The organism is Streptomyces sp. NPDC014727 (assembly GCF_043083485.1).
Taxonomy (GTDB): Bacteria; Actinomycetota; Actinomycetes; order Streptomycetales; family Streptomycetaceae; genus Streptomyces.
The window spans coordinates 191,388-217,208 of the sequence record NZ_JBIBYR010000014.1; the positions used below are offsets into that span (position 1 = coordinate 191,388).

Consider the following 25,821-nt stretch of genomic DNA (forward strand, 5'->3'; position numbering starts at 1 on the left):
TGGGTGACGGTAGTCAACGGTCCGCGATAAGACGAGAAAGACAAGATGCGCCCGCCGGGCGCCTCGGACACCGACAAGAGAGGCGCCGGTATGACGGCATTCTCGCTCGATCCGGCACAAACCGCCTGGTGCGAGGAGCTGAGAGTCCTTGCCGAGCAGCAATTGCGCCCCCTCGCCGAAAAGGGCGACCCGGGCCACGTCAACCGCCCCCTGATCACCGCACTCGGCGAGTCGGGCCTCCTCGACCGGATGCTGAACTCCGGCGCCCTCGACCTCTGTCTGCTCCGCGAGTCCCTGGCCCGCGGCTGCACGGAGGCCGAGACCGCGCTCGCCCTCCAGGGACTCGGCACCCACCCCGTGGTCCGCGCGGGGACCCCGGCCCATCGCGAACGCTGGCTCCCCGAGGTGCGGGCCGGCCGCGCCGTCGCCGCCTTCGCGCTCAGCGAACCGGGTGCGGGCTCCGACGCGGCGGCCCTCGCCCTGAACGCCGAACCCGTCCCCGACGGATGGCGGCTGACCGGACGGAAAGCCTGGATCTCCAACGCACCGGAGGCCGACTTCTACACCGTCTTCGCCCGTACGACTCAGGGCGCCGGCTCCCGCGGCGTCACCGCGTTCCTGCTGCCCGCCGACCGCCCCGGGCTGACCGGCACCGCCATCGACATGCTCTCGCCGCACCCCATCGGGGCCCTGGAGTTCGACGGTGTCCCGGTCACGCCCGAGGATGTGCTCGGCGAACCGGACCGGGGCTTCCGGGTCGCCATGGACACCCTCAATCTCTTCCGTCCCAGCGTCGGCGCCTTCGCCGTCGGCATGGCCCGCGCCGCCCTTGACGCCACCGTGGTGCACACCGCCGGACGCACCGCGTTCGGCGGCCCGCTGAAGGACCTTCAGGCCGTCTCCCACCAGGTCGCCGAGATGGCCACCCGCACCGAGGCCGCCCGGCTGCTGGTGTACGCGGCCGCCGCGGCCTACGACGCGGGCGAGCCCGGCGTACCGCGCCGTGCGGCCATGGCGAAGCTGTACGCGACCGAGACCGCGCAGTACGTCGTCGACACCGCCGTCCAACTGCACGGCGCCCGTGCCCTGCGCCGCGGCCACCTCCTGGAGCACCTCTACCGGGAAGTCCGCGCCCCGCGGATCTACGAGGGCGCCAGCGAGGTTCAGCGCACGATCATCGCCAAGGAGCTGTACGCGAATCGGGAGGCGTCCGCATGAGTCCGGTCCACCGCATCAACCCCGCCGAACTCTCACCGCCCACGGGCTTCTCGCACGCCGTCACGGCCACCGGCGGCCAACTGGTCTTCCTAGCAGGGCAGACCGCCCTCGACCCGGACGGCAAAGTCGTCGGCGACGGACTGCCCGAGCAGTTCGCGACGGCGCTCACCAATCTGATCACCGCCCTGCGTGCGGCGGGCGGCGCCCCGGCGGACCTGGTCCGCGTCACCGTGTACGCCACCGATGTGGCCGACTACCGGACCCGGGCCGGTGAACTGGGCCGGATCTGGCGGCGGCTGGCGGGCCGCGACTATCCGGCGATGGCGGTCATCGGGGTGGCGAGGCTCTGGGACGAGCAGGCGCTGGTCGAGATCGACGGGGTGGCGGTACTGCCGTGAACGCGGCCGGACGTGCCGGGCACGCCGTGCCCGGCACGTCGGCTTCTCGCGGATCAGTAGGGCTTCACCAGCACATGCGCCGCGCCCGGAATGCCGACCTTCAGCAGTTCGTCCTCCTCGGGCGTGGTTTCGATGCCCGTCTCCTGCTTGAGCACCGCACGCGACATGGCCTGCACCCACATGGCGCGCGGGCGGCGGCGGGCCTCCCACGCTTGGAGGGCCTCGGCCACGTCGGCCTCGGCGTCCAGCGACTCGGCGAGCACCAGCGCGTCCTCGACGGCCATCGCCGCCCCCTGCGCGATGTGCGGCGTGGAGGCGTGCGCGGCGTCACCGGCCAGCACGACCCGGCCCACGTGCCACGGCTCCTCGACCGTCACCTGGGAGATCCGCGAGTAGACCACCGCGGCCGGGTCGGTGACGGTGGCGAGTGCCTCGGCGACCGGCCCGGAGAACATCGCCAGCCGCTCCGTGAGCTGCTCATGGGCCCGCTCCGGGTCCGGCCGGAAGTCCTCCTGCTCCGCGAACACCGCGCCCAGGTACATCAGTTCCTCGGTGATCGGGGTGAGCAACGCCTTGGCTTCCTTGCCCGCCGTGCCCATCACGACTCCCCTTACCCGGGACTGCCGGGGCACGGTCACCCGCCAGTTGGCGAAGCCGGTGTACTCGGGGGTGTAGCGGTCCCCGTACAGGCGGGTGCGCAACGGCGAACCGATGCCGTCGAAGCCGACCACCAGGTCCCAGCGGCCCGTGGAGCCGTCGGAGAGGGTGACGTCCACCCCCGAGCCGTCGTCGGCCAGCTCGGTGATGGTGGTCCCGAAGCGGACCACGGCCCCGGCGGCGTCGTTCAGCAGCCGGGCCAGGGCGGGACGCGGGATGCCGTTGTTGGAGGGGGCGTCGCCCATACGGGGCTGCGGTATCTCGGCGAGTGTGGCGCCGGCCGGGTCGGCGATGGTCAGGACCTCCCACTCGAAGCCCGCCTTGAGGCAGTCGTCGAGGACCCCGATCTCCCGCATGACATGGAGGGCGTTGGACGGCTGGATGATGCCGACGCCGAGCGCCTCCAGCTCGTCGCGGAGCTCGGCGACCTCGACGGTGTGGCCGCGCCGGGCCAGCGCGGTGGCGAGCGTGAGCCCGCCGATGCCGCCGCCGTGAACCAGGACGCGCAGAGGTGATGCCATCTCAGATCTCTCCAGAGCGAGAAAAGTAAGGGGGGTACGGGGGGTCAGCCGGCCGCTACGGGCAGGCTCATCAGATGGTCCACCAGGGCCAGCAGCACGTCCCGGCCGAACGGCCGCTCGCGGACGTCGCCGATCAGCAGCGGCACATGGGGATCGAGGTCGAGAGCGGCCCTGATCTCCTCCGGCGTACGGGTGTTGTGGCCATGGAAGCAGTTGATCGCGACCACGAACGGGATGTCCCGGCTCTCGTAGAAGTCGATCGAGGCGAAGCTCGTCTCCAGCCTGCGCGTGTCGGCGATCACGACACCGCCGAGCGCCCCGTTGACGAGGTCGTTCCACATGAACCAGAAGCGTTCCTGGCCGGGGGTGCCGAAGAGGTAGACCACCAGCTCGGGACTGACCGTGATCCGGCCGAAGTCCAGGGCCACGGTGGTCGTGTCCTTCTGGCCGACACCGGCCAGGTCGTCGACACCGACGCTGGCCTGGGTCAGATACTCCTCGGTGCGCAGCGGGGTGACCTCACTGACCGCGCCCACCAGGGTGGTCTTGCCGACGCCGAAACCTCCGGCGACGAGGATCTTGACGGCGGCGGGCGCCGCCTGTCTGCTTGTCATGTTGGTTCAGAGTCTCCGGAGTCCGTCACGAACGGCGGCCAGCAGGCCCATGTCGGCCCCGCCTGCCGCCCGCGCCACCGACAGCGGGGCACGGGCCAGCAGCAGGCCCTGGGCGACGAGGTCGGCCAGCAGGATCTTGGTCACCGACACCGGGAGCCCGAGGCCGGACGCGACCTCGGCGACCGCGGACGGGCGGCGGCAGCGCTCCAGGATCAGCCGGTGCTCCGGCTGGAGCCGCCCCGGCAGGATCGGTGCACCGTGCTCGTCCCGCGGGTCCTGTGTGGTCGTCAGCACGGTGATGAGGCTGAAGTCGTCCCGCTCGGGAGCGGTCCGGCCCCGGGTGATGGTGTACGGGCGCACCATCGTGCCCGCCCCGTCCTCCTCGGCCTCCTCCTCCCAGTACGGGGTCACGTGCGCTGCCCGCCCCCGGTGCCGAAGGCGTCGAAGTCGTCGCGGGCCGGGGTGCTGAGCTTCTGGCCGACCTGCTGCACCAGGTTGTGCATGGCGAGCGACATGATCTCGGCGTCCACCTCCTGGGAGGCGATCACGGCCAGGTGGGTGCCCTGGCCGGCCGAGATGATGAACAGCCAGAGGTCCGCCAGCTCGACGATCACCTGGTGCACGCCGCCGCCGTCGAAGAGCTGCCCGACACCGCGGGCGAGGCTCTGCTGACCGGTGCAGATGGCGGCCAGCCGCTCGGCGTCGGCACGGTCGATGGTGCGCGAGTGGCTCACCACCAGACCGTCGTCGGAGAGCAGCACGGCGTTCAGGGTCTCGGCCACCGAGTCGACCAGGCCGTCGAGCAGCCAGTCGAGATCCTGGTGGGTGGCGGTTGTGCGTGTCATGACCGTTCTTCTCTCGTGGGGAGGGGGGTGGCGGGCGGTGCCGGCCGCGTGGGCGTCTCGTCGCTCGCCCGGGCGGCACGGGACCGGCGCTGGAACGCTCCGATCGCGGCTCCGGCCCGGTGCGGGGCCGGTCGCAGCGGCGCGTTCCCGTTCGGGCTCGGCGGACCGGGCTCGGCGGTCCGGGTGGCCGGGGCGACCCGCAGTTCGTCCACCAGGCTGGCCTGCCGCACCCGGCGTGGCAGCGGGGGTTCCGCTCCGGGCGCGGGCAGGACGGGCAGTGCGGATCCGTTCTCCTGGCGGATGGCTTCCGGCTCCGGCGGCGCCGGGTGGTCCGGCACGGAGACCGGCAGCTGCGCGGGGCGCGCGCTGTCGGAGTGCCGCGGCCCCGGGATCGGGAGACCGGGACCGCCCGCCCCGGCCCCGGAGGGGTACGCAGTGGCGTACGGCTCCTGCGGCGGAGCGGTGTACGTCTCCTCGGGCGCCGGGTACGACGGCCGGTCCACGGGGTACTGGCCGGCGGCCGTCATGTACGGCTGCTCCGCCGTGTCGTACGGGGCCTCGTGCGTGCCGTACGGCACGGCCGGTGCGGCGTACGGGCCCGTGGGCGTCCCGTACGGCTCGTGCTGCACCGGGACCGTGTTCTCCGGTGCCGGGCCGGGCTGTTCCCGGCCGACCGGGAACGCGTTCTCCGCCGGCTGGTACGGCTGCTCGGCCACGGTGTACGGCTGTTCGGCGGTGGCGCGGGGAGCGCCCGCCGTGTTCAGCGCGGTGACCCCGGCCAGTGCCTGACCCTGGACGCGGGTGGGCAGCGGCTCACCGGCGGCCGTCGTGGCGGCGGGCGCGGCTGCGGGGGCGTCGGGCGCCGGGGACGGTACGCCGACCGGACCGGAGTGCGCTTCGGGAACGGTGAGTTCGTCGGGGACGAGCACGACCACCCGGGTGCCGCCGTACGCCGAGGAACGGAATTCCACCCGCAGGTTGTGCTGGTCCGCGAGCCTCGCGATGACATACAGGCCGAGCCGGATGTCGTCGGAGTGGGCGAGCACGTCCATGCGGGGCGGCCGGACCATCAGCTCGTTGGCCGCGGCCAGCTGGTCCTCCTCCATTCCCAGGCCCCGGTCCTCGACCTCGATGGCCAGACCACGGCTCACCTTGGCGGCCCTGACCTCGACCGGGCTCGGTGGGCGGGAGAAGCTGAGCGCGTTCTCGATGAGCTCGGCGAGCACGTGGGAGACGGGGCCGACGGCCCGCTCCGACAGCCAGGGGCTGCCGTCGAGGTCCAGCACCACACGCCGGTAGTCCTGCACCTCGCCCTGGGCGGAACGCATCACGTCCAGCAGCGGGACCGGCTTGCGCCAGCGCCGGTGCGGGGAACCGCCCGCGAGGATCACCAGGTTCTCCTCGTACCGCCGCAGTCGGGCGGTGAGGTGGTCGAGGTCGAAGAGGCCGTCCAGCACCTCGGGGTCCTCGTGCTTGCGCTCCAGCTCGTCCAGCTTCTTCAGCTGCTGGCCGATCAACTGCTGGGTGCGGCGCGCGATGCGCTGGAGCAGCCGCTCGAAACCCCGGTGCTGGTCGGCCTGTCGGACCGCAGCCGCCAGGGCACTCGTACGTGCCAGATTGAGTGCGTCGCCGAGCCGGCTCAGCTCGTCGGACCCGCCGTCCCCGTTGTCGTGCTCGATGGCGCGGGCCTCGGACTCGACATCGATGCGCTCTCCCCGGCCCAGCCGTTCGACGACATCGGGCAGGGCCCTCTCCAGCTCCTCGGCGCGTTCCTGCAGGCTGCCGATCCGGCGGCGGAGGTTACGGGTGAGGCGCCAGGTGGTCCAGATGACCGCGATCACGGCGACCAGACCGACCACCGTGGTCAGGACCATCTTGAACAGCAGCGACATCACGCTGCCCTTGCCCTCCTCGACCACGAGGGCGGTGCGGTGCTCCAGCAGCTTCTCGATCTGCGGATCGAGTTCGTCCATCGCGCCGCGCCAGGTCTTCTCCTCGGCGCCGACACGGACGAAGCCCGCGGCGTCGGCATCGGCCGGACGCAGTACCTCGTTCTCCACCCGTGTCTTGGTCTTCCAGGCCGGGCTGTGGGTGATCTCCTCCCACATGGCCTTCTCGTCCGACGGCAGATAGGGAACGACCTTGGTGGAGTACTGGAGCGCCTGACCGGAAACCGCCTCCCTGACCTGCCGCAGGTCCTCGCCGCTCAGCTTCCCCCTGGACCAGCCGCGGGTCAGCAACGCGTCGGAACGGGAGATCATCTCCTTGGTCCAGAACAGGTCGACGAGCGGCTGCGAGAGCGTGGTGATCCTGCCGTTGTCGACATGGCTGAGCGCCGTGAAGAGTTCGAGGTCGACCGCGATCAGATCGGTGTAGTAGCCGTACACGGCCTTCTGCTGGTCCTTGCCGCCGTCGTCGACGAGGGCGCGCTGGGCGGGCAGTTGGTTGATCGCCTCGCGCGCCTTGCGGACCGCGTCGCGGACCTCGCCGGGGGCGTCGTCGGTCGCCACGTCGGAGAGCGACCGGAAGCTCTTGATCGCGTCGTCGGTCAGCTTCCGCTGCCGCTGCAGCGCGTCGGTTGCGCCCTCGTGCCGGGCGAGCGCCTCGGCGCTGAGCCGGCGCTCCGCCTGCAGGTTGTAGTACACGATGTTGGACGGCTGGCCCGCCTTCTGGGCCAACTTCCCCTGGGCTGCCTGGCGTTGGAAGTCGAGCAGGGTCTGACCACTGGTGACGGCCCAGAGGGCGGCCAGAGCGACGCCGGGAACGATGGCCAGTACGAGCAGGGCCGTCCGCAGCGACATGGTGGTCGATTTGGTCCGCCGTGAGGCGCGCGTGCGCAGGGCGTGCTCCTTGACGATGTTGCCAGCCTCACGACTGGTCAAATCCGTTGAGAACTTCGACACATGGATATTAGTCACACTGCAAAAATGAAAAGAAAGTGGGCTCACAAGTGCATCACTGATCACGCACATCTCCGCCATTCGAAATCCGGAATCGCCCATTCCGGACTGGTTCGCGTGGCGGGCCGGGTGGTCGCGGGGGACGTGGGCGGTGTCCGTGCGCAGTCACACTCAGGAACCGCTGCCCGAGCGGCTCACTGCCCCGGAACTGTTCGCGGGTGAGCGGGGCCGAGCGTGCCACGGTGTCCCCGGCGGGCACGGGGAGGGCCGTCCCGGTGTCCGCGGTGGGCACGGGAGGGCCGTCCCGGTGTCCGCGGCGAGCACGGGAGGGCCGTCCCGTGCCCGCGGCGGGCACGGGCGAACCCACCGCGCCGGGCCGGGCGCGGCGCGCCGTACGGGTGAAGAGCGTTCGGGGATATATCTGTATTTGGTGCCCTTTGCCCGTGATGCATCATCCAGGCCCGCGATGCCCTCCCGGGGCAGGCGCGGGACGCCCTCCGGGCCCGTATGACCGCGCTCATCGTCTGCCATTTCGTCCTGGCCGCCTGTGCGCGCCCGCTGGTACGGGCCCTGGGCAGGCGCGCCTTCGTCGTGCTCGCGCTGCCACCGGCCGCCGCAACCGTGTGGGCGGCCACCCAGTGGAACACCGCCGCGTCCGGCGGCTCGGTCACCTGGTCGTGGCAGTGGATGCCCGCGTACGACGTCACCGTCGATCTGCGGCTCGACGCGCTCGCCGAGCTGATGGTGCTGCTCGCGGCCGGAATCGGCACGCTGGTCCTGCTGTACTGCGCCTCGTACTTCACCGACCAGACCCCGCAACTGGCCGGCTTCGCCGGGAACCTCCTCGCGTTCGCGGGCGCCATGCTCGCCCTGGTCCTGGCCGACGACCTGATCTCGCTCTATGTGTTCTGGGAGCTGACCACGGTCTTCTCGTACCTGCTGATCGGGTACGACAGCGAGCGGAAGCACAGCCGCCGCTCCGCGCTCCAGGCCCTCACCGTGACCACCCTCGGCGGCCTGGCGATGTTCGTCGGCTTCCTGATCATCGGTCGGTCGGCGGGCACCTACCGGATCTCCGCCATCCTCGCCGACCCGCCCGCGGCGAGCCTCGCCGTCTCGGTCGCGGTGGTGCTGATCCTGTGCGGCGCCCTGTCGAAGTCGGCGATCTGGCCGTTCAGCCTCTGGCTGCCGAACGCCATGGCCGCGCCCACCCCCGTCAGTGCCTACCTGCACGCCGCCGCGATGGTCAAGGCCGGTGTCTATCTGGTCGCCCGGCTCGCCCCGGCCTTCGCCGACGTGCCGGTCTGGCGGCCCGTCGTGATCGTCCTCGGCGCCGCGACCATGCTGCTCGGCGGCTGGCGCGCGCTGCGCCTCAACGACCTCAAGCTGGTCCTCGCCTACGGCACCGTCAGTCAGCTCGGCTTCCTCACCCTGCTCGCCGGGGTCGGCAACCGGGACACGGCACTGGCCGCTGCGGTCATGATTCTCTCTCACGCCCTGTTCAAGGCCCCGTTGTTCCTCGTCACCGGCATCGTCGACCACGCGGCCGGCACCCGGGACCTGCGCAGACTCTCCGGCGTCGGCCGGGCACTGCCGTACGTCTGCACGGTCGCGGTGCTCGCCGCGGCGTCCATGGCCGCCCTGCCCCCACTGCTCGGATTCGCCGCCAAGGAGGCCGCGTTCGAGGCGCTGCTGCAGGGCGACACCGCGGACCGCTGGGCACTGGGCGTCACGGCCGCCGGGTCCGCGCTGACCGTCGCGTACACCGTACGGTTCGTCTGGGGCGCCTTCGCCCGCAAACCCGGGGTCGAGGACACCCCCGTGCACCGGGTCGGCGCGGCGTTCCTGGCGCCGCCCGCCGTGCTCGCGGTCTGCGGGCTGGTGCTCGGACCGGGCGTCGGACGGGTCGACCGGCTGCTCAGCGCGTACGCCGACACGTTCCCCCCGTCCGCGCATCCGTACCACCTGTCGCTCTGGCACGGATTCGGTACCGCCCTGCTGCTCTCGGCCGTCGCCCTGGCGGGTGGTGCGGTGCTCTTCGCCGGGCGCGCCACCGTGACCCGGCTCTCCCGACGGATCGCGTGGCCGACCGCCGACAGCGTCTTCGGACACCTGCTGCTCGGCCTTGAGCGGCTCTCCCTCCAGCTCACCGGCTTCGTCCAGCGCGGCTCGCTCTCCGTCTACCTCGCCACCACTCTCCTCGTCATGCTCGTCGGTCAGCTGACCGTCCTGGGGGTGGACCAGCCCTGGCGCGGTGCCGTCGTCCCGCGAGCCTGGGACGTCCCGCTGCAGGGCGCCGTCGCCGTGCTGACGTGCACGGCCGCCCTGCTCTGTCTCACCGTCAGTCGCCGCATGAAGGCCGTGGTCCTGGCGGGACTGACCGGATACGGGGCCGCGCTGCTCTTCGTCGTCCAGGGCGGCCCGGACCTGGCGCTCACCCAGTTCTGTGTCGAGACCGTGTCGATGATCGTGTTCGTGCTGGTGCTGCGGCGGATGCCGGTGCGCTTCCAGGAGTCGGTCAGCACCCGGCGGCGTGCCCTGCGCATCCCGGTGGCGCTGGCCGCGGCGGCGACGCTCGGCGTGGTGGTGTGGGTCGCGGCGGCCGCCCGTACGGCACCACCGGCCGGCGCGGCCATGGTCGAGGAGGTTTCCCACCACGGCCTCAAGGACGTGGTGGCGACCATCCTGGTCGATCTGCGCGCCTGGGACACGATGGGGGAGTCCGCCGTGCTCGCCGCCGCGGCGATCGGCGTGACGAGTCTGATCTATCTGCACCGCCGCACCGAGGGGGAGTCGCTGCGGGAGGAGGTCCGGGGACGTACCGCGTGGTCCTTGGCGGCGCCCGAGATGACGGGACTGCCGCTCGGTGACGAAGGAGCGCCGGAGCGGGGCTGGCTCGCGGCAGGCTCGACGCTCGCGCCCGAGCACCGCTCGATCGTCTTCGAGGTCGTGGCCCGGCTGCTGTTCCACCCGGTCCTGGTCCTCTCCGTGTATCTGCTGTTCTGCGCCGAGAACATGCCGGGCGGCGGCTTCGTCGGCGGGCTCGTCGCCGGGCTGGCCCTGATCACCCGCTACCTGGCGGGCGGCCGATTCGAACTCGCCGAGGCCGCACCCCTGCAGCCCGGACTCTTCACCGGACTCGGGCTGTTCATCTCCACCGGCGTCGCCCTGCTCGGCCTCTCCGAGGGAACGGTCCTGCACGCCTGGAGCCACCACGGCCGACTGCCGCTGATCGGTGAATACCACCTGGGCACCCCGATCCTCTTCGACTTCGGGGTCTATCTCCTGGTCCTGGGCGTGGTGCTGGACATCGTGCGCGCGCTCGGCGCCAAGATCGACCGGCAGATCGAGCGGGCGGCGTTCGAAAAGGCCGCCGCGGCGAGCGCCCGCACCCCACCCGGAGCGGAACCCGGGACGGGAGGCACACCCGGATGACCGTCAGCGCCTCGCTCCTGGCAACCGCCGCGGTACTGTGCGCGGTCGGCGGCATCCTCATGCTCACCCGGCCCCTCACCCGCATCCTGCTCGGCGCGGTGATCGCGAGCAACGGCATCAATCTGCTCGTCCTCGCCGCGACCGGGTCGGCCGGCCGGGAACCGCTGCTCTACGGCGTCCCGCTGCACCGGGTCACCGACCCCCTGCCACAGGCCATCGCGCTCACCGCGATCGTCATCACCCTCGCCACCACGGCGTTCCTCCTCGCCATGGCCTACCGCAGTCACCAGCTCACCGGCACCGACGAGGTCCACGACGACGACGAGGACCGACGCATCGCACTGCGCTCCGAGGTGCTGGGGGAGCGGGACGAACTGCGCGAGCGCTACCGGGCCGCCTCCGACGTCACGGAGGAGGACCGTGCCCGCTACCGCGAGCAGCGCCGCCGCCTGCGAGCCAGGCTGCGCGCCGACCGCGCCCTTCAGGCCCGCGGCAGGGACGCCACCGGGGACCTCTGGCACGACGTACTGGGCGCGGACCCCGAGGACTACGCACAGAAGCAGGCCCACCATGCCGACGCCGACCCGGGAGCCACCGGATGAACGCACTCGTCCCCCTGCCGGTACTGCTGCCGCTCTGCGCCACCGGCCTGAGCCTCGCCGTCGGTACCCGGCTCAAGCAGGTCCAGCGCTTCGTCAGCGTCGCCGTGCTCACGGCCGTGCTCGGACTCTCCCTCACGCTGATGGTCGTCGCCGACATCCGCGGCCCGCTCACCGTCCACCTCGGCGACTTCGCCCCACCGCTCGGCATCACGCTGGTCGCCGACCGGCTGTCCGGGCTGATGCTGTCGGTCTCCTCGGCCGTCACGCTCTGCGTGCTGATCTACTCCCTCGGCCAGGGCATGGCGGACCGGGACGAGGAGACACCCGTGGCGGTCTTCCACCCCGCGTACCTGATCCTGGTCGCCGGGGTCTCCTGCACCTTCCTCTCCGGTGACCTCGTCAACCTCTATGTCGGCTTCGAGATCATGCTGGTCGCCAGCTTCGTCCTGCTCACCCTCGGCGGCACCGGACCCCGCGTCCGCGCGGGCTCCACCTACGTGATCATCTCGCTGTTCTCGTCCATGCTGTTCCTCACCGCCATCGCCATGACGTACGCGGCCACCGGCACCGCCAACTTCGCCCAGCTGGCCGGCCGGCTCGCCGAACTCCCGCCCGGGGTACAGACCCTGATCCAGGCGATGCTGCTCACCGTCTTCGCCATCAAGGCCGCCGTCTTCCCGCTCGCCGCCTGGCTCCCCGACTCCTATCCGACCGCGCCCGCCCCCGTCACCGCGGTCTTCGCCGGCCTGCTCACCAAGGTCGGTGTCTACTGCATGCTGCGTACGGAGACCCTGCTCTTCCCGGGAAACCGGCTCGGCGACCTGCTGATGGCCGCCGCGCTCGCCTCGATGGTGGTCGGCATCCTCGGAGCCGTCGCCCAGACCGATCTGAAGCGGCTGCTCTCCTTCACCCTCATCAGCCACATCGGCTTCATGGTCTTCGGCATCGGCCTCGCCACCCGGGACGCGTACGGGGGCGCGATCGTGTACGTCGCCCACCACATCACCGTCCAGACCACGCTCTTCCTGGTGGCCGGGCTGATCGAGCGCCGGGGCGGCACCAACGAACTCACCCGGATCGGCGGACTGGCCAAGGCATCACCCCTGCTCGCCGTCCTGTTCTTCGTGCCCGCCATGAACCTGGCCGGCATCCCGCCGCTGTCCGGTTTCATCGGCAAGCTCGGGCTGATGCGGGCCGGTGTCGCCAACGGCGGTGTCTGGGCGTGGATCCTCGTCATCGGATCGGCCGTGACCAGCCTCCTCACCCTGTACGTGACGGCCAAGGTCTGGAACCTGGCGTTCTGGCGGGCCGCGCCGCCCGGTCAGACCGCGGCCGGCACCGTCCTGGAGTCCGACTCCGACGAGGACGACGACGTCGACGAGGGCCCCGACCACATCCCCGGCAGTGGCGACGAAGGGGTCCGCCCCCGCCATCAGCCCGCCGGGCGCGCGGTGGCGGCCACCCTGCACGGACACGCCGTCACCACCACGACGCAGCTCCCGCGGCTGATGACCGCGGCCACCGCGGCGGCCGTCGCGCTCGGACTCGCCTTCACCGTCCTCGGCGGACCGCTCACCTCCTACACCGACCGCGCGGCCGCCGAACTCATCGCACGTACCCCCTATGTCGAGGCGGTGCTCGGCCGGTGAAACGCCGCATCAGAGTGTCCTTCCGGAACAAGGACCTGCCGCCCTTCAGCTGTGAGTTCGGCGGCCGGCGGCGACGCGTCCTGGACCTCCCGCTGATCGCCTGGCTCACGTTCATCTGGGTACTGCTCTGGTCCGGCCTCCACTGGGCCAACGTACTGACCGGCGCGGTCGTCGCGGTGGCCGTCTGCCTGGCCTTCCCGCTGCCCCGGGTCGACCTCGGGCTCCGCCTGCACCCCTGGGGCATCCTGCTGCTCGCCGGCTATCTGCTCTACGACATGTACACCTCGGGCGTACGGGTCACCCGGCAGATCTTCGTCGACCATCCGCACCGGGCCGCGGTCATCGCCGTACCGTTGCGCTGCCGATCCGACCTGATGCTCGCGGCCACCGCCGTCGCCGTGTCGAACGTCCCCGGCGGATCAATCGTCGAGGTGCGCCGCTACACGGCCACCCTCTTCCTGCACGTCCTCGACGCGGACAGACCCGCCGCACTCGACGCGGCGCGGCGCTCCGTCTGGCGGCTCGAACGGCTGACCGTCCGAGCCTTCGGCACCCCGGACGAGATCGCCCGCGTCGCCGAACCGCCTCCATCGGTCGGGCACGAGAGAGGAGAGCGGGCATGAGCGTGCCGGAGACCATCGACCGGGTGCTGCTCACCGCGGCCGTCGTGGTGATCGTCGTCGCCGGAGCGGGGCTTCTCGCCCGGATCTGGTGGGGCCCCTCCATGCTGGACCGGGCCATCTCACTGGACGTGTGCGCCGCCCTCATCATCGCGGGCCTCGGCGCCAAGTCCGCCTTCGCGCGTGACCCGTTCTATTTTCCGATCATGCTGGTGCTGGCCTTCCTCGGGTTCACGGGGTCGGTGGGCATCGCGCGATTCATCGCCGTGCGCGACCGGCCGGCATCGCGGCATGGCACGGAGGCGACCGGGAGGGACGACGGACGCGCCGGCACCGGGGGAGAAGGCCGGTGAAGCTCTGGCTCCAGATCCTCGACACGGCCGGTGCGGTACTGGTCTTCGTCGGCGCGGCCATCTGTCTGCTCGGGGTGATCGGGATGCTGAGGCTGCCGGACGTGCTGTCCCGCAGCCATGCCGCCACCAAGCCGCAGACCCTCGGCATGCTCCTCGTGCTCGGCGGGGTGGCCCTGCGGCTGCGCAGCGGCATGGATCTCGCCACCCTCGCGCTGATCGGCTTCTTCCAGATGATGACCGGTCCGGTCGCCGCCCACCTGGTGGCGCGATCCGCCTACCGGACCGGGCAGATCGACCACAGCGAACTGCTCTTCGACGAACTGGACGAGCAGCTGACCGAGGAGAACTGAGACCTTTCGTGCCCGCCGCCCCGCCCCGTCCCGCTGCTCCGTGTTCCGCGACACCACCGCTCCGCCCGGTTTGTCCCACGTGTCGGTGGCACCCCGGACTAGCCTCCGCATCATGCTCCGTATCACCGACACCCGCACCGGTCACCTCGTGGAGGTCCCTGCCGCACCGCGCCGCCTCCTGCGCAGCTGCGTCCATCTGCCGGCCGCCGTCGGTACCGGGATCGGCCCGGTGCACCTGCGGGTGCCGCTGATCGGTGACGTACTGGCGCGTACCGCGGAGCTGAACGGTCTGCAGGTCGTCACGGTCCTCACCGCACCGCAGTTGACGCATGATCAGAAGCAGGCGCTCGACCGTGTGATGGCGGTGCTCGGCATCCATCCGCCGGTGGTCGTCGGAGCCCATCGTCCCGACGCGGCTCTCGGCGGCCCGGCCGACGTGCACGTGGCCGCCCGGGGCGCCGACACCGGCGACGCCACGGGCGGGGTCCGGATGGAGGTGGGGGAGGTCGGCACGCTCCTCCCGGAGGAGGGCGCCCTCGACCCCGATCGCCTCCTCGCCCCGGAACTCCCGGACGTGTCCGCGCCGGAGGCCGCCGATCCACTGGCGGTACGTCTGCTGTTGCTCGGCCGCCCCTACGACGCGCCGGTGACGGTCACCGGCGAAGCGCTGGCCGACGCCCGGCAGACCCTGCGGCGGTGGCGTCGACAGGTGGCGGACTGGGCACAGGAGCCGTCCAGGCCGATCCCCGCCGAACTGCTGCGGGAGTCGCACGCGGCGCTCGCCGACGACCTCGGTGTCGCCGCCGTCCTGGATCTGCTGGCCGATCTGGTGGGACGGTCCGAGGTGCCGGCCGGCGCCAGGTTCGAGACCTTCGCCCATCTCGACCGCGTCCTCGGCCTGGACCTCGTCCGCGACGTCGGCCACCAGCGCTGACCGGAGCGCCCCGCACCGCGGTGAACGGGCGCGACTCCCTCTCGCCCGCGTGTGGGGGCTGCTCGGCAATGGGGCCGACGTTCCGGAGCTCGACCTGCGGTGAAGCCCCGGCCGGGCCAACCACTCGGGGACGACCCTGGCGGAGGCCACCCGAGGGGTCAGCCTCCCGAGGGGTCAGCCTCCCGAGGTCCTTTCCGAGCCGGTGACGCGGGATGTGCAGAGGCCCCGCCCCGAGAGATCTCCCCCAGCCACCTCGCACTTCCCCAGGGACACCGCCGGCCCCTCCCCGACCTGCATGGATGCAGGTCAAGGGACCCGGCGGACCCACCCGTCAGATGTCCCGGAAGAGACCAGGGGGCGCTGTGACCTGCTGCGATGGGTGGCTTTGGAGCGCTGACCTGCGCTGATGGCCTTTCGGCTGTTTCACGGTCATGCCCGTTGATGCGGCCGGAAGTCCCAGAAATGTCCCAGGGGGCTCCCAGTGCCGACGGCCACTCTTTCGGCTCTATGCAGGGTGAGGGGGCGGTGTGGGCGGGTCTCGTGCATCGGTGGTCTCCTGTGAACGAACGGCAGCGTGCGCCCCTCGAACGACTCCCGCCTGCAACGGGGAGAACGGGTACGTCAGCGAGAAGCGGCACATCGGCTGCGGGCCACGTCGCCTGCGCGGGGAGGACCTCCTGGTGCGCTCCTTCTTGCTTGGGTTCGGGTCGTCATCGTGACTGATCTCGGTCGGCAGTAGGCCCCGTGAGATCTGGCGGGGCCTACTGCCGTGTGGGCCTGGCCTACGGGTTGTGCGTTGCTGAGACCGATGCCGAGTGCGATGGTGTCGTGCCGGCCGGTGCCTTGCTGCCTGTCCCCGGCCCGTCGGCCAAGGCCAGCAGTATCAGGAGCAGCAGGAGACCGCCTCCTCCGGTGCCCGCTGCCGTGGCGAGGGCGCGAGGGCTGATGGACCGGTGATGCCCGCGTACGCGAGTGCCGTCTGAGCGGTAGTAGGGACGGACATGGGTCGTCGGACCGGTGGGAATTGGCCGCGGCCGCAACACGGGAACGGGACGCGGGTTGGTGCGTCGGGATGCCGTATAGGGCTGGGCAGTGCGAGGTCGGCTGCGACGGTTGTGGCCTTTGACGTAGGTGCCGTCACGGCGGTAGTGCGGGCGTACGTAGGTCACGAGCGGTCCTCGGCGGTGAAGGGGGGAGTACCCCGCAGACGGGGCCGGGTGTTCCTCGGCTCAACACTCGACGGTAGCGACCGGCACTGACAATCCAGGACGGCCAACTCGACGACTGTGAACGCCCGGTGGCCAGCAGCCAGCGATTTTTGGACGGGCGATTGTGAAGTGCGGGAAGTGAGCTTGTTCCTCGAACGTATCGGCGATACGTGGCGACTGTCGTATCGGAATCGCGACTCGGTCCCCGCATGGCCGGAACCAGCCTTAGCCTCGATCCACCGGGTGATGGTTCGTCCAGTGCCTGGACATGAAAGTGGAGATGCACTCTGACCTGGGAAAATAGGAGTTCTCTAGGCTTCCACTCAACCAGTTCGGAGGTGCATCTCCGGGATGCATTCTTCCACGCCGTCACGTGCGGTGTCCGCTGTGTTCGATGACCCGAACCTGGTTGCGCATGCCGGGCTGGTACCGGTGATGCGGCTGGCCGAACGGTGTGGGCTGTCGGACTTGGTGTCTGCGAAGGTGAAGCTGACTGGGACGACGAACGGCGCGGGTGCGTCGGCGGACGCCAAGGTCAGCAGCATCGTGGCCGGCATGGCGGCGGGCGCGGACAGTATCGACGACCTCCGCGTGCTGCGGCACGGGGCGATGGCGACGCTGTTCCGAGGGGTCCGTGCCCCGTCCACGCTGGGCACCTTCCTCCGTTCGTTCACCCACGGCCACGCACTCCAGCTCCGCGCCGTCCACCGCAGGTTCCTCGGCGAACTGGCCGCCCACACCCCGCTGCTGCCCGGCGCCGGCACGATGGCGTTCATCGATGTCGATTCCACCCACAAACGCGTTTACGGGAGCGCCAAGCAGGGCGCGGAGTACGGCCGGTTCAAGGGCATCCGTACCCTGCACCCCCTGATCGCCACGGTCTGCACCCCGCACGCGCAGCCGGTGATCGCCGGGGTCCGGATGCGACGCGGCAAGGCAGCAGACTCCCGGGGCGCCCCGAAGTTCGTGAGCGAGGCCCTGGCCACCGCTGTCGAGGCCGGCTGCACCGGGACCCGGATCCTGCGGGCCGACTCGCAGTTCTACAACGCCGGGGTGATCGCCGCCTGTCGCCGGGCCGGAGCCCACTTCTCGATCACGACCGGGATGAACCCCTCCATCAAGCGGGCCGTCCACAGCATTCCCCACGATGCCTGGCAGCAGATCAGTTACCCGACCGCGGTGCCCGACCCCGCCACCGGTGAACTCATCTCGGACGCCGAAGTCGCCGAGATACCCCAATACACCGCGTTCGCGAGCCGGAAGAAAGCGGAGCGGGTCACCGCGCGGCTGATCGTGCGCCGGGTCCGTGACCTGGCCAAACCCGCCGTCGTGGGCGAGCAGGGCGAGCTGTTTCCCGTCTGGCGATACCACCCCTTCTTCACCGATCAGCCTGCCGCAACGCTGCGGGCCGAACGGGAACACCGGCACCATGCGGTGGTCGAGCAGGTGATCGCGGACAGCAAGGCCGGCCGGTGCCCTGGCCCATCTGCCGTCCGGGCACTTCCACGCCAACGCGGCCTGGCTCACCCTGTGGGCGATGACCTACAACCTGCTGCGGGCCGCAGGTTCCCTGGCCTCGCCCTTCCACACCAAGGCCACCACCGCCACCCTCCGCACCCACCTGGTCCAGGTCCCGGCCCGGATCGCGCGATCCGCACGACGTATCACCCTGCACCTGCCCTACAACTGGCCCTGGCAGCAAGCCTGGACACACCTCTTCGACACCGTCCACGACCCACCCGCACCGGCCTGAACCCCCTGATAACCCGCCCGCCAGGGCCCGACCGGAACCGAACCCGTGGAAAAGCTGGGCAGACCAGCAGAAACAACCTGCCCATCCACGACCACCGACCGAAACCAGCTCGCACAACGATCAAAAGATCATCTTCAGAACACGTCGGTGGATCGAGGCTTAGGTCTCCGTTGACGCCGGCTGTGCGCAGGGCGGGTAGCGGAAGGTGCGTGCGGCGGTCGCCGACGTGATCGAGGGCGGTGCCAGTCGCCGGGGCGTTGGTCACGACTGAAGACGTAGCCATCGGCGCCCCGTTGCGTTGGTTCCAGCGGCAGTCGTCCGTCGTGTGCTGGCGGGACGAAAGGTCAAGCTGACGATGTGGGTTCCGTGGCGGGGAAGGTCAAGTTGCCTTGTGTAACGCGGACTTGTGGTGCGCCGCTTATAAGGATGGAACCGCGCATGCGGTAGCGTTCTTATAAGAGCTCGTCGTGTCTACCGCCCCGGAGGCTGAATGACAGTCCTTTCCGTCGCTGCGCCCGAGCCTGATGACCATGGTGCGCAGCTTGCAACCCTCGGCACCAAGCTGGAATACCTGCACCCGGCCTTGCGGGCGGGGGAGATCGCCCGCCGCTCCGCGACCCCGAACCACCCGGCCAACACGGCCGGCACTCGCGCCTACCAGGAGCACGTTCGGATCATTCGCGAGATGCATATCCAGCACGAGGGCTGGAAGCGGCTGTTGCACGACCACCTGGAGGTGGTCTGCAACCCGGCGAAGACCATCGCCATAGGTGTCATGGTCGGAGACGCGGCGACGGGCGAACGTACGAACCTCCCTCGGAACCTGCGCAAGCGCGGTGCTGCCACGGCGCGAGCTGCCGCCGCAAACGACCAGCTCGAACTCTTCCCTCGCCCCGTGCGCCGCGATGAGATCGTCCTGAGTGCCGAGGAGATCGACCAGCTCCAGGTCTGGTTCCTGGTCTCATATCGAGCCGAGGTCGGCGAGAAGGTCCACATCCACAACGAGCTGTCGCTACCCGGCGAGGTCGCGAACGGTTACGTCACAAGGTGGAAGCGGCGCATCCCTCTCCCCGCCCTCGAAATGGACGGAGTCGAACCGTCGTACGAAGATGGGCCAGGCGAGATCGACATCCCCGTCGATTTCCGCTGATCGTCCGTCCTGGTGCGGCACTGTTCTGTCAGTGCCGCACCCTGTACCACCGACATACGAGGCAGTCCACCATGGTGACTCCATCCCGCATCACGCTGGCCCGGAAGCGCCGGGGACTGACTCTCGCAGAGCTCTCCAAACGCGCTGGGGTGTCGCTGCAGAGCCTGTCGAACTACGAGACGGGACGCACATCGCCACGTCCCCCCACGATCCGACGGCTCGCTGCCGCTCTCGACTTCCCGGAGCCGTTCTTCTCCGGGGTTGAGGTCGACGAACTGCCCGCTGAGGGGATTTCTTGGCGAGCCCGGACCAAGACGCCACCTCGCGTGCTGGACTCGGCCAGGGCCGCAGGCACTCTCGCTGCCCAGTTGTACGACTGGATCGACGAAAGGTTCCGCCTGCCTGAGTCGGATCTCCCTTCCCTTGGCAAGCCGGACCCTGAGACAGCAGCGGAGATGGTGCGCACCCGCTGGGGCCTGGGGCACGCGCCGGCACCGAACATGGTGCACCTGCTGGAGGCCCGTGGCGTCCGGATGTTCTCCCTGCCGCCGGACTCGCTGGAGGTGGACGCCTTCGCGGTATGGCGGGGCGACGTCCCTTTCATCTTCCTGAACACGCTGAAGACCGTCGAACGGAGCAGGTTCGACGCGGCCCACGAACTCGGCCACCTGATCATGCATGCCAGTGGTGAGCGCCCTTGCACGGGGCCGGAAGCCGAACGCCAGGCGAATGACTTCGCCAGCGCCTTTCTGATGCCAGCCGCCAGCGTGCTGGGGCACATGCCGGCAGGGGCCCGCGTCGATCAGATCCTCGAAGGCAAGCGGATTTGGAAGGTCTCGGCCATGGCGTTGACGTACCGGATGCACGACCTCGGCCTGCTCACCGACTGGCAGTACCGCTCTACGTGTGCCGACCTGAGTGCACGCGGATACCGAACCGACGAGTCCCAGGGCTTGAGGAAGCGAGAGACCTCCCAGATCCTGACAAAGGTCTTCCAATCGCTTCGTTCCAAGGGAGTGCGTCCGAGCGACGTCGCCGATCAACTGTGCGTCACATCAGAGGAGATGAAGAAACTGCTCTTCGGGCTGACCATGACGGCGATCGAAGGCGGCGGTGAAGTCTCCAGCGATCACAGGGCCAAAAAGGCACTGAGCCTCGTGCGTTGAGGTCGTCACCCGGGCGGGGCACATCAGACGGTGTGGTGACCAAACTTGCAAGGTCGGTCCATCTGGCGCGACAGCGGCACGGGGGGCGATGCGGCCCCGGGCCAGAAGATTTTCTGCAGGCGCCGGTGTGGTACCTGCCACGGGCACTGCTGTCGCTGGGGAGCGGATTGCTTGCGCGAAGGTAGATGCCTCCGCCAGGCAGAGGATGACGTATCTGGCTTGCATCCTGCGCTTTACAAGTGGGATCGAATCCTTGCCGGGTGGTGCTCGGCGCTGCCACGTGGTGCTGTCCTGCCTGGTCAGCACCGCTTGGCTGCCTACTCAATCCCGCGACTGACACCTCGTGCCGGACTGTCCGCTCACGCATCGCTCACGCATGCGCTGGAGCTGTGACGTTCAGCAGCACGGCGGCTGGTTGGTCAGGGAGGCCGCTCCTCGCATCCGCACCCCGAAGAGCCGGTGCCGGTCATTCGGCGTTCGCGGAGCGCAGGTTGCGGGCCGTTCCGACGTCGTCCGGGGACATGTTCGGGATGATTGACGGGAGGCCCGGCCCTGTGCCTCTGCTGGGGCTTATGCCCTCGTCCGCTTCACATCGTGGCCGACGCTGATCGCCGCTGCGGCCAGGACGCTCAGCGCCAGGGTCTCGACGACGGAACTCGGATGGGGAACGGTCCGGACGGCGGCGAGCAGGTTCTGACTCGCGGCGAGGGTCAGTCCTGCGCCGATGAGCAGGAGTGCCGTGGACAGGCGGCGTGTTGTCGGCAGGGCGGCGGTCCGGGCCACGTGGGCGACGAGGGTGCACAGTCGGAACGCGGCGAATCCGAGCGTGAACCAGTAGCAGAGGACCATGGTGGTGTCGGCGACGCCTGTGACGTGTTCGGCGGCGCCGCTCCATGCCGTCAGGCACATGGCCAGGAACGCGGCGGTCGGGGCCGCCAGGGTGCGGACCGCCGCGGAGGTCAGGGGGCGGAGTACGTCGCCACGGAGCGGGGGAAGCGGTGTGGCGAGGCAGATGCCCAGCAGGATCGGGGCGAGCCACAGGCTGGTGGCGGGGTGGTGGACGTCGGCCGTCAGTGTGCTGGAGGGTTCGGCGGAGCGCAGTAGCAGCCCGGTTGCCGCGGCGAGCGCGAAGAGTGCGACCGTCAGGACGCGGCGGGTCTGGCCGGTGAAGGACTCGGGCCAGTCGCCGGGGTGGAGCCAGAGTCGCGCGGCGCCGGCCAGGGTGTCGGGCCAGGAGCGGATTCCCGATGCGGACACCTCGTGGCTGATGTCCTCGCCCCAGCGCTCGCGAACGGCCGGTGGGTAGAGGCGGGTCAGGAGCGTGGCCGCGTTCATGCCGGAGTGATCCCGAGGGCACGCAGGCCGGCGGCGGAGATGCGGGCCATCTGCTGGAGCTCGGTGTGAAGTTGGTCGCGGCCGGTGTCGGTGATCTGCATGGTGCGGTGGCGTTCCTGGGCTTCGGCCGCCTCGTCCGCGGGCCGGATCAGCTCGCGTGCCTCCAGTCGGGAGAGTGCTCCGTAGAGGCTGCCGGGGCCGAGTTTGCGGCCGGCGAGTTCCTCGATCGCGGCGTTGATGGCGTAGCCGTGCAGTGGGCCGTCGGCGAGGACGGTGAGCACGAGCATCTGGGCGTCGTTGCTGTGCATGGGTCTGTTTGCCTCCCAACCCCATACTACGACCCGCGATACTACTTGTCACGTAGTACGAGGCGCGTACTATGACGCCTCATGGAACCCATGGAAAAGAACGGCCGGGTGTCCTCGGCCGTGGTCTGGGTGAGCCTCGCCACCGCCACCGCGTTCGAGGCGTTGACGGTGCTGGAGACCCAGGACAAGACGGTCAGGGCGGCCAGCCCGTGGCAGGACGATCCGTACGACGTGATGGTGTCCCTGGCTCAGTTCACCGTGCCGATGCTCGCTCTCGTGACCGCGCTTCGGTTGCTCGCGTGGCGGGCGCCGGGCGGTGCCGACCGGGCGTGGCAGACGATGCGTGCGGCGGGGGTGATGACGACACTGGTCGGGCTCACGCTGGCGTTCGAATGGGTCGCGGTCATCGCCCGTACGCCGTCCTCGTTCTCGGGATGGGCATCGGTGCTGATCAGCGGGCTGGTCGTCAACTCCGTACTCACCGTGCCGGCAGTACTGTTGCTGGTGCGGTGTCGTCGGCGGCCCGGCTCGTCCCGCAGCCGGCGACAGGACTGGCTCGGCGACGTCGTGTTCGTCTGCCGGCGTATCCCGGTGCTACGGGCCTGGGCCGACGCGGATGCCGTGGACTGGGCGCGCCGCCGGGCGATGACGGTATTCGTCGTGGTGAGCACGCTGGCGGCGGCCGCCATCACCGGCGCCCAGGCCATCGGCGAACACTGGACGGATCCGCTCCTCATCACCTGGATGCTGATCGTCGTGACCACCTCCGACCTGGCGTTCTGCGTGATCAGCAACGCGATCGCCGGGTTCATCACACGGCCACCGCGCACCCGGACCCGCCGCATCGCCGAGGCCGCGATGGTCGCCGGATGCGTCGCGATCAGCGTGGCGACGGCGTTCCGCGACGCCCTGTGGTCGGTGCTCGGAACAGGAACACTCACATCCGTACCGGCCCTCGCCGCCCTCACGCTGGGCGCTGGGGCGGCTACGTCTGTGATCGCGGCGGCTCTCCTGCTCGCGCGCTTTCCCCAGGGTCCTCCGGGCCGCGCCGCCACCACTCGGACGCGGCCGGCGTCCGCCTTCGACGACCGGGAACGAACCGGTGAAAGGCGTGACGATGGAACCGTCCACCATGCATGAACAAGCAGCACCGGTGATCTGCGCCCATAAGCTGTCCAAACGGTACGGGCGCAGGCAGACCGTCAGCGGGCTCGGCTTCACCGTGGAAGCCGGCCAGATCTGCGCGCTGCTCGGCCCGAACGGAGCGGGCAAGACTCCACGATGCGCATGCTGGTCGGCCTGTCCTCCCCGGACATCGGTAGTGCTGTGACCGGGAAGGTTCGCCGGGTTGAGCCCTGCGGGAAGATCGCGTCATGACTGAGATCGTGTTGATGTCGGACCCGAAGGTTGCTGCCATACCTGTTGCCGAGTGCGGTGAACGTCTTGTGGACGTCCGCCTCGGCGACTCGTTGCTCGTCGATACGCGCAAGCAGGACCCGGCAGATACCTTCGCGTACTTGCGGGAAGGCGTGGTGGAACGGCTGCTCAAGGCCCAGATGATGCTTCCGCAGGGCTTGCGGCTGCTGTTCGTTGAGGGGTACCGGCCTCCTTCCCTGCAGCGGGAGTATTTCGAGGAGTACGCCGATCAGCTGCGAGCTGCCCACTTCGACTGGTCCGCCGAGCAGATCCACTCGTCGGCGAGCCGGTATGTGTCACCACCCGAGATCGCTCCGCACAGTGCCGGCGCGGCCGTCGACCTCACCCTGGCCGGCGCCGATGGGCACGAGCTGGACCTGGGCACACGCATGAACGCAGACCCGGAGGAGAGCGCGGGCGCCTGCTACACCCATGCCGCCAACATCAGCGAGGAGGCCCGCGCCAACCGGAAGCTGCTGGGCACGGTGCTCACGGCTGCGGGGATGGTGAACTACCCCACGGAATGGTGGCACTGGTCTTTCGGGGACCGCTACTGGGCTTTGATCACGGGAGAGGCCGCAGCCCTCTACGGCCCGAAAGAAGTCGGCTCGTGCAGCTGACCGGCCCGTCCCTTCCGAACTGACCGGTCACACGACGGCGGAGCGCCCGCCCCACCGGATGCCTCTCTCGCTGCGGACGCGGGCGCGTTCGCGCCGCTGGGCGGCCAGGACATCGGGGTGGCGGGCGTTCTGGTTGCGCCAGCACAGATAAGCGTGCAGGGCCCGGGGCTGGACGGTGTGGTTGGGGTGGTTGGAGTTGGCCAGGGCGAACTGCCGCAGCGGCCCGAAGTGCGCCTCGATCGGGTTCGCCCAGGACGCGTTGGTCGGTGTGAAGCAGAGCTCGACCTTGTTCCTTGCCGCCCACCGGAGGATCGTGCGGCCCTTGTGGGCGGAGAGGTTGTCCAGGATCACGTAGACCGGGGCGCCGTCCGGGCGGGCGGTCCGGATGCTCTTGAGCGCGGCGAGACTGTGGTCGGTGCCCTTACGGCGGCGGTTGACACCCCAGAGCGTGTCGTCGCCGACCGAATAGCAGCCGTGAAAGTAGCGCACTCCGTGAGTTCGGTGGAAGGTGGCCGACAGCCGGTCCGGCTTGCCCTGCTTCGCCCAGCACGATCCGGCGGTCGGGCGGATGTCCGGCGGGCCGAACTCGTCGAAGGCGAAGGTGCGGTCGGGGCGCTCGTTGATGGCGTACTCGATCCGGTCGAGCTTGACGTCGAAGTCCGGGTCGGTGGACTCCTCCCAGGTCTTGGTGCGCTGGAAGGTGATCCCGCGGCGGGCGAGCAGCGAGCGCAGGGCCTCGCGGCCGATGCGTATGGGAGCGCGACGTTGCGCCGCAGGTGGTCGACGAGTTTCCGGATCGACCAGCGGGTGAAGGGCTTGCCGAGCTTGGTCGGGCGCGTGGTGGCCGTCTGGATGACGAAGTCCTCGTCGTCATCGCTGAGCAGGTGGGGACGGCCTCCCGCCCACTGAGGGTCCAGACAGGCCAGGCCGATCTCGTTGAAGCGGTGGATCACATCGCGGACGGTGTCCTCGTCGGCCTGCACCAGGCGCGCAACCACCGGGACGCTGTCCCCGCCCGCCGAGGCCAGCAGCATCATCGCTCGCCGGCACCGCACCGTGCTGGTGCTGCCCCGCCGCACAATCCGTTGCAGCTTCTGCCCCTCCCGCTCAGTCAGTCTCCGGACCCTGACCGGTTGCGCCATCCCGTCTCCCCGCGCCAATCGGACGTGACGTCACATCCAACCGACCCGAGGCCAATCAGCGCCACCCCCGTGATCGTTTCCGGTCACGGCAGTAGCGTGACCGTCCTGGGCGAGCCGGTCGGCCTGGGGGCGACCGTGCTGAGCCGCGTCGGCGTCCTCATCGACGGTCCGGCCTTCGTGCCTCACCTCACCGGCCGGGCCAACCTGCGGCTCCTGTGGTCGGCGACCGGGCAGGCATGGCCACCCCCTGCCCTGGACGACGCCCTGGACCTCGCCGGCCTCGGCGACGCGCTCGACCGCAAGGTCAAGGGCTCGGCCGGCCACACGAAGACCTCCTCGCGGCCCTCGGCCAGCTGACCGACGGCACCATCACCCACCACCAGGTCAACTGGGTCTCCCCGCTCAAGGAACGGACCACCGTCGTCACTGGCGACCACGGCATCCTCGTCGCCGACACCCTCACCTACTGGGCCAACGGCTCCACCCGCACCCAGTGGGAGGCCCTCGCCGCATTCCGCGGCGTCACCGAAGGTGTCGGCGTACGGGCTCTGATGCAGAGGTGCGTACGGGTTGATCTGCAGAGGTGATCCGGCGTGTCGGGCCGGGTCACGGGGCGGTGAGAGGAGC

Annotated in this window: 21 protein-coding genes and 3 pseudogenes; 16 read left to right on the top strand and 8 right to left on the bottom strand. The window is 70.1% G+C overall.

Features of this window, described 5'->3' with window-relative positions; all coding sequences use genetic code 11:
• Positions 1-90 precede the first annotated feature (90 nt).
• Positions 91-1,218, top strand: a complete 1,128-nt coding sequence (locus tag ACF1B9_RS22890) for an acyl-CoA dehydrogenase family protein (RefSeq protein WP_391743374.1) — start codon at positions 91-93, stop codon at positions 1,216-1,218.
• On the top strand, positions 1,215-1,616 hold the full coding sequence (locus ACF1B9_RS22895; RefSeq protein WP_391743375.1) for a RidA family protein: 402 nt from the start codon (positions 1,215-1,217) through the stop codon (positions 1,614-1,616). Before ACF1B9_RS22890 ends, ACF1B9_RS22895 begins: the two co-directional genes overlap by 4 nt.
• 53 nt (positions 1,617-1,669) lie before the next feature.
• Here the strand turns inward: ACF1B9_RS22895 and ACF1B9_RS22900 are convergent, their stop codons facing one another.
• The 5 genes from ACF1B9_RS22900 to ACF1B9_RS22920 are packed head-to-tail and all read right to left on the bottom strand — an operon-like array spanning position 1,670 to position 7,135.
• Positions 1,670-2,794 carry an FAD-dependent monooxygenase gene (locus tag ACF1B9_RS22900; RefSeq protein ID WP_391743376.1) on the bottom strand — a complete coding sequence of 375 codons (1,125 nt, stop codon included), beginning with the start codon at positions 2,792-2,794 and terminating at the stop codon, positions 1,670-1,672.
• Positions 2,795-2,838: 44 nt separating this feature from the next.
• Positions 2,839-3,408: an ATP/GTP-binding protein gene (locus ACF1B9_RS22905; RefSeq protein ID WP_391743377.1), complete on the bottom strand. Its 570-nt coding sequence runs from the start codon at positions 3,406-3,408 to the stop codon at positions 2,839-2,841.
• A 6-nt stretch (positions 3,409-3,414) separates the two neighbouring features.
• On the bottom strand, positions 3,415-3,819 hold the full coding sequence (locus ACF1B9_RS22910) for a DUF742 domain-containing protein (protein ID WP_376273998.1): 405 nt from the start codon (positions 3,817-3,819) through the stop codon (positions 3,415-3,417).
• Positions 3,816-4,253, bottom strand: coding sequence for a roadblock/LC7 domain-containing protein (locus ACF1B9_RS22915; RefSeq protein WP_391743378.1), 438 nt, complete (start codon positions 4,251-4,253; stop codon positions 3,816-3,818). The genes ACF1B9_RS22910 and ACF1B9_RS22915 overlap by 4 nt, the downstream gene beginning before the upstream one ends.
• Positions 4,250-7,135, bottom strand: coding sequence for a nitrate- and nitrite sensing domain-containing protein (locus ACF1B9_RS22920; RefSeq protein WP_391743379.1), 2,886 nt, complete (start codon positions 7,133-7,135; stop codon positions 4,250-4,252). The genes ACF1B9_RS22915 and ACF1B9_RS22920 overlap by 4 nt, the downstream gene beginning before the upstream one ends.
• Before the next feature lie 525 nt (positions 7,136-7,660).
• Here ACF1B9_RS22920 and ACF1B9_RS22925 point away from each other — a divergent pair.
• The 10 genes and pseudogenes from ACF1B9_RS22925 (at position 7,661) to ACF1B9_RS22970 (ending at position 20,373) form a co-directional block, all read left to right on the top strand.
• Entirely contained in the window at positions 7,661-10,588 is a 2,928-nt protein-coding gene (locus ACF1B9_RS22925; RefSeq protein ID WP_391743380.1) for a Na+/H+ antiporter subunit A, read from the top strand.
• The gene (locus ACF1B9_RS22930; RefSeq protein WP_391743381.1) at positions 10,585-11,190 is read left to right on the top strand and encodes a Na(+)/H(+) antiporter subunit C; all 606 of its coding nucleotides are present in this window, start codon (positions 10,585-10,587) and stop codon (positions 11,188-11,190) included. Before ACF1B9_RS22925 ends, ACF1B9_RS22930 begins: the two co-directional genes overlap by 4 nt.
• Positions 11,187-12,839 (top strand): Na+/H+ antiporter subunit D, encoded by a 1,653-nt coding sequence (locus ACF1B9_RS22935; protein ID WP_391743382.1) that lies wholly within the window; start codon positions 11,187-11,189, stop codon positions 12,837-12,839. The genes ACF1B9_RS22930 and ACF1B9_RS22935 overlap by 4 nt, the downstream gene beginning before the upstream one ends.
• Positions 12,836-13,462 carry a Na+/H+ antiporter subunit E gene (locus ACF1B9_RS22940; RefSeq protein ID WP_391743384.1) on the top strand — a complete coding sequence of 209 codons (627 nt, stop codon included), beginning with the start codon at positions 12,836-12,838 and terminating at the stop codon, positions 13,460-13,462. Before ACF1B9_RS22935 ends, ACF1B9_RS22940 begins: the two co-directional genes overlap by 4 nt.
• A complete protein-coding gene (locus tag ACF1B9_RS22945; protein WP_391743386.1) occupies positions 13,459-13,812 on the top strand; it encodes a monovalent cation/H+ antiporter complex subunit F in 354 nt (117 codons plus the stop codon). Before ACF1B9_RS22940 ends, ACF1B9_RS22945 begins: the two co-directional genes overlap by 4 nt.
• Positions 13,809-14,162 (top strand): monovalent cation/H(+) antiporter subunit G, encoded by a 354-nt coding sequence (gene mnhG, locus ACF1B9_RS22950; RefSeq protein WP_391743388.1) that lies wholly within the window; start codon positions 13,809-13,811, stop codon positions 14,160-14,162. The genes ACF1B9_RS22945 and mnhG overlap by 4 nt, the downstream gene beginning before the upstream one ends.
• A 112-nt stretch (positions 14,163-14,274) precedes the next feature.
• A complete protein-coding gene (locus tag ACF1B9_RS22955) occupies positions 14,275-15,096 on the top strand; it encodes a hypothetical protein (RefSeq protein ID WP_391743390.1) in 822 nt (273 codons plus the stop codon).
• 1,559 nt (positions 15,097-16,655) lie between these two features.
• Positions 16,656-18,057, top strand: a pseudogene (locus ACF1B9_RS22960) (IS1380 family transposase).
• 490 nt (positions 18,058-18,547) lie between these two features.
• Positions 18,548-19,207: a hypothetical protein gene (locus ACF1B9_RS22965; RefSeq protein WP_391743392.1), complete on the top strand. Its 660-nt coding sequence runs from the start codon at positions 18,548-18,550 to the stop codon at positions 19,205-19,207.
• A gap of 71 nt (positions 19,208-19,278) precedes the next feature.
• Positions 19,279-20,373 (top strand): helix-turn-helix domain-containing protein, encoded by a 1,095-nt coding sequence (locus ACF1B9_RS22970; protein WP_391743394.1) that lies wholly within the window; start codon positions 19,279-19,281, stop codon positions 20,371-20,373.
• Between the two features lie 570 nt (positions 20,374-20,943).
• Here ACF1B9_RS22970 and ACF1B9_RS22975 read toward each other — a convergent pair.
• Together ACF1B9_RS22975 and ACF1B9_RS22980 are read right to left on the bottom strand one after the other, a co-directional pair.
• Entirely contained in the window at positions 20,944-21,708 is a 765-nt protein-coding gene (locus tag ACF1B9_RS22975) for a hypothetical protein (RefSeq protein WP_391743396.1), read from the bottom strand.
• Positions 21,705-22,016, bottom strand: a complete 312-nt coding sequence (locus tag ACF1B9_RS22980; RefSeq protein ID WP_100607637.1) for a PadR family transcriptional regulator — start codon at positions 22,014-22,016, stop codon at positions 21,705-21,707. The genes ACF1B9_RS22975 and ACF1B9_RS22980 overlap by 4 nt, the downstream gene beginning before the upstream one ends.
• 81 nt (positions 22,017-22,097) lie before the next feature.
• Here ACF1B9_RS22980 and ACF1B9_RS22985 point away from each other — a divergent pair, with 81 nt between their 5' ends.
• The gene (locus tag ACF1B9_RS22985) at positions 22,098-23,156 is read left to right on the top strand and encodes a hypothetical protein (RefSeq protein ID WP_391743398.1); all 1,059 of its coding nucleotides are present in this window, start codon (positions 22,098-22,100) and stop codon (positions 23,154-23,156) included.
• Positions 23,157-23,389: 233 nt separating this feature from the next.
• Positions 23,390-24,052, top strand: a complete 663-nt coding sequence (locus tag ACF1B9_RS22990; RefSeq protein ID WP_391743400.1) for a M15 family metallopeptidase — start codon at positions 23,390-23,392, stop codon at positions 24,050-24,052.
• Positions 24,053-24,079: 27 nt separating this feature from the next.
• On the opposite strand, the pseudogene ACF1B9_RS22995 reads toward ACF1B9_RS22990, so the two are convergent.
• Positions 24,080-25,194: pseudogene (locus tag ACF1B9_RS22995) on the bottom strand (IS630 family transposase).
• Between the two features lie 96 nt (positions 25,195-25,290).
• On the opposite strand from ACF1B9_RS22995, the gene ACF1B9_RS23000 reads away from it, so the two are divergent.
• Both ACF1B9_RS23000 and ACF1B9_RS23005 read left to right on the top strand, forming a co-directional pair.
• Positions 25,291-25,551 (top strand): hypothetical protein, encoded by a 261-nt coding sequence (locus ACF1B9_RS23000; protein ID WP_391743402.1) that lies wholly within the window; start codon positions 25,291-25,293, stop codon positions 25,549-25,551.
• Positions 25,509-25,739, top strand: a pseudogene (locus tag ACF1B9_RS23005) (gfo/Idh/MocA family oxidoreductase); the annotation flags it as partial. The gene ACF1B9_RS23000 and the pseudogene ACF1B9_RS23005, both read left to right, overlap by 43 nt.
• Positions 25,740-25,821 lie beyond the last annotated feature (82 nt).

Excerpts from the sequence above, each read along its gene's own strand:
- ACF1B9_RS22895 (WP_391743375.1), top strand. The coding sequence starts at position 1,215 with ATGAGTCCGGTCCACCGCATCAACCCCGCCGAACTCTCACCGCCCACG.
- ACF1B9_RS22930 (WP_391743381.1), top strand. The coding sequence starts at position 10,585 with ATGACCGTCAGCGCCTCGCTCCTGGCAACCGCCGCGGTACTGTGCGCG.
- ACF1B9_RS22900 (WP_391743376.1), bottom strand. The coding sequence starts at position 2,794 with ATGGCATCACCTCTGCGCGTCCTGGTTCACGGCGGCGGCATCGGCGGG.
- ACF1B9_RS22915 (WP_391743378.1), bottom strand. The coding sequence starts at position 4,253 with ATGACACGCACAACCGCCACCCACCAGGATCTCGACTGGCTGCTCGAC.
- ACF1B9_RS22965 (WP_391743392.1), top strand. The coding sequence starts at position 18,548 with ATGACAGTCCTTTCCGTCGCTGCGCCCGAGCCTGATGACCATGGTGCG.
- ACF1B9_RS22955 (WP_391743390.1), top strand. The coding sequence starts at position 14,275 with ATGCTCCGTATCACCGACACCCGCACCGGTCACCTCGTGGAGGTCCCT.
- ACF1B9_RS22970 (WP_391743394.1), top strand. The coding sequence starts at position 19,279 with ATGGTGACTCCATCCCGCATCACGCTGGCCCGGAAGCGCCGGGGACTG.
- ACF1B9_RS22980 (WP_100607637.1), bottom strand. The coding sequence starts at position 22,016 with ATGCACAGCAACGACGCCCAGATGCTCGTGCTCACCGTCCTCGCCGAC.
- ACF1B9_RS22990 (WP_391743400.1), top strand. The coding sequence starts at position 23,390 with ATGACTGAGATCGTGTTGATGTCGGACCCGAAGGTTGCTGCCATACCT.
- ACF1B9_RS22975 (WP_391743396.1), bottom strand. The coding sequence starts at position 21,708 with ATGAACGCGGCCACGCTCCTGACCCGCCTCTACCCACCGGCCGTTCGC.
- ACF1B9_RS22905 (WP_391743377.1), bottom strand. The coding sequence starts at position 3,408 with ATGACAAGCAGACAGGCGGCGCCCGCCGCCGTCAAGATCCTCGTCGCC.
- ACF1B9_RS22945 (WP_391743386.1), top strand. The coding sequence starts at position 13,459 with ATGAGCGTGCCGGAGACCATCGACCGGGTGCTGCTCACCGCGGCCGTC.
- ACF1B9_RS22935 (WP_391743382.1), top strand. The coding sequence starts at position 11,187 with ATGAACGCACTCGTCCCCCTGCCGGTACTGCTGCCGCTCTGCGCCACC.
- ACF1B9_RS22925 (WP_391743380.1), top strand. The coding sequence starts at position 7,661 with ATGACCGCGCTCATCGTCTGCCATTTCGTCCTGGCCGCCTGTGCGCGC.
- ACF1B9_RS22985 (WP_391743398.1), top strand. The coding sequence starts at position 22,098 with ATGGAACCCATGGAAAAGAACGGCCGGGTGTCCTCGGCCGTGGTCTGG.
- ACF1B9_RS22890 (WP_391743374.1), top strand. The coding sequence starts at position 91 with ATGACGGCATTCTCGCTCGATCCGGCACAAACCGCCTGGTGCGAGGAG.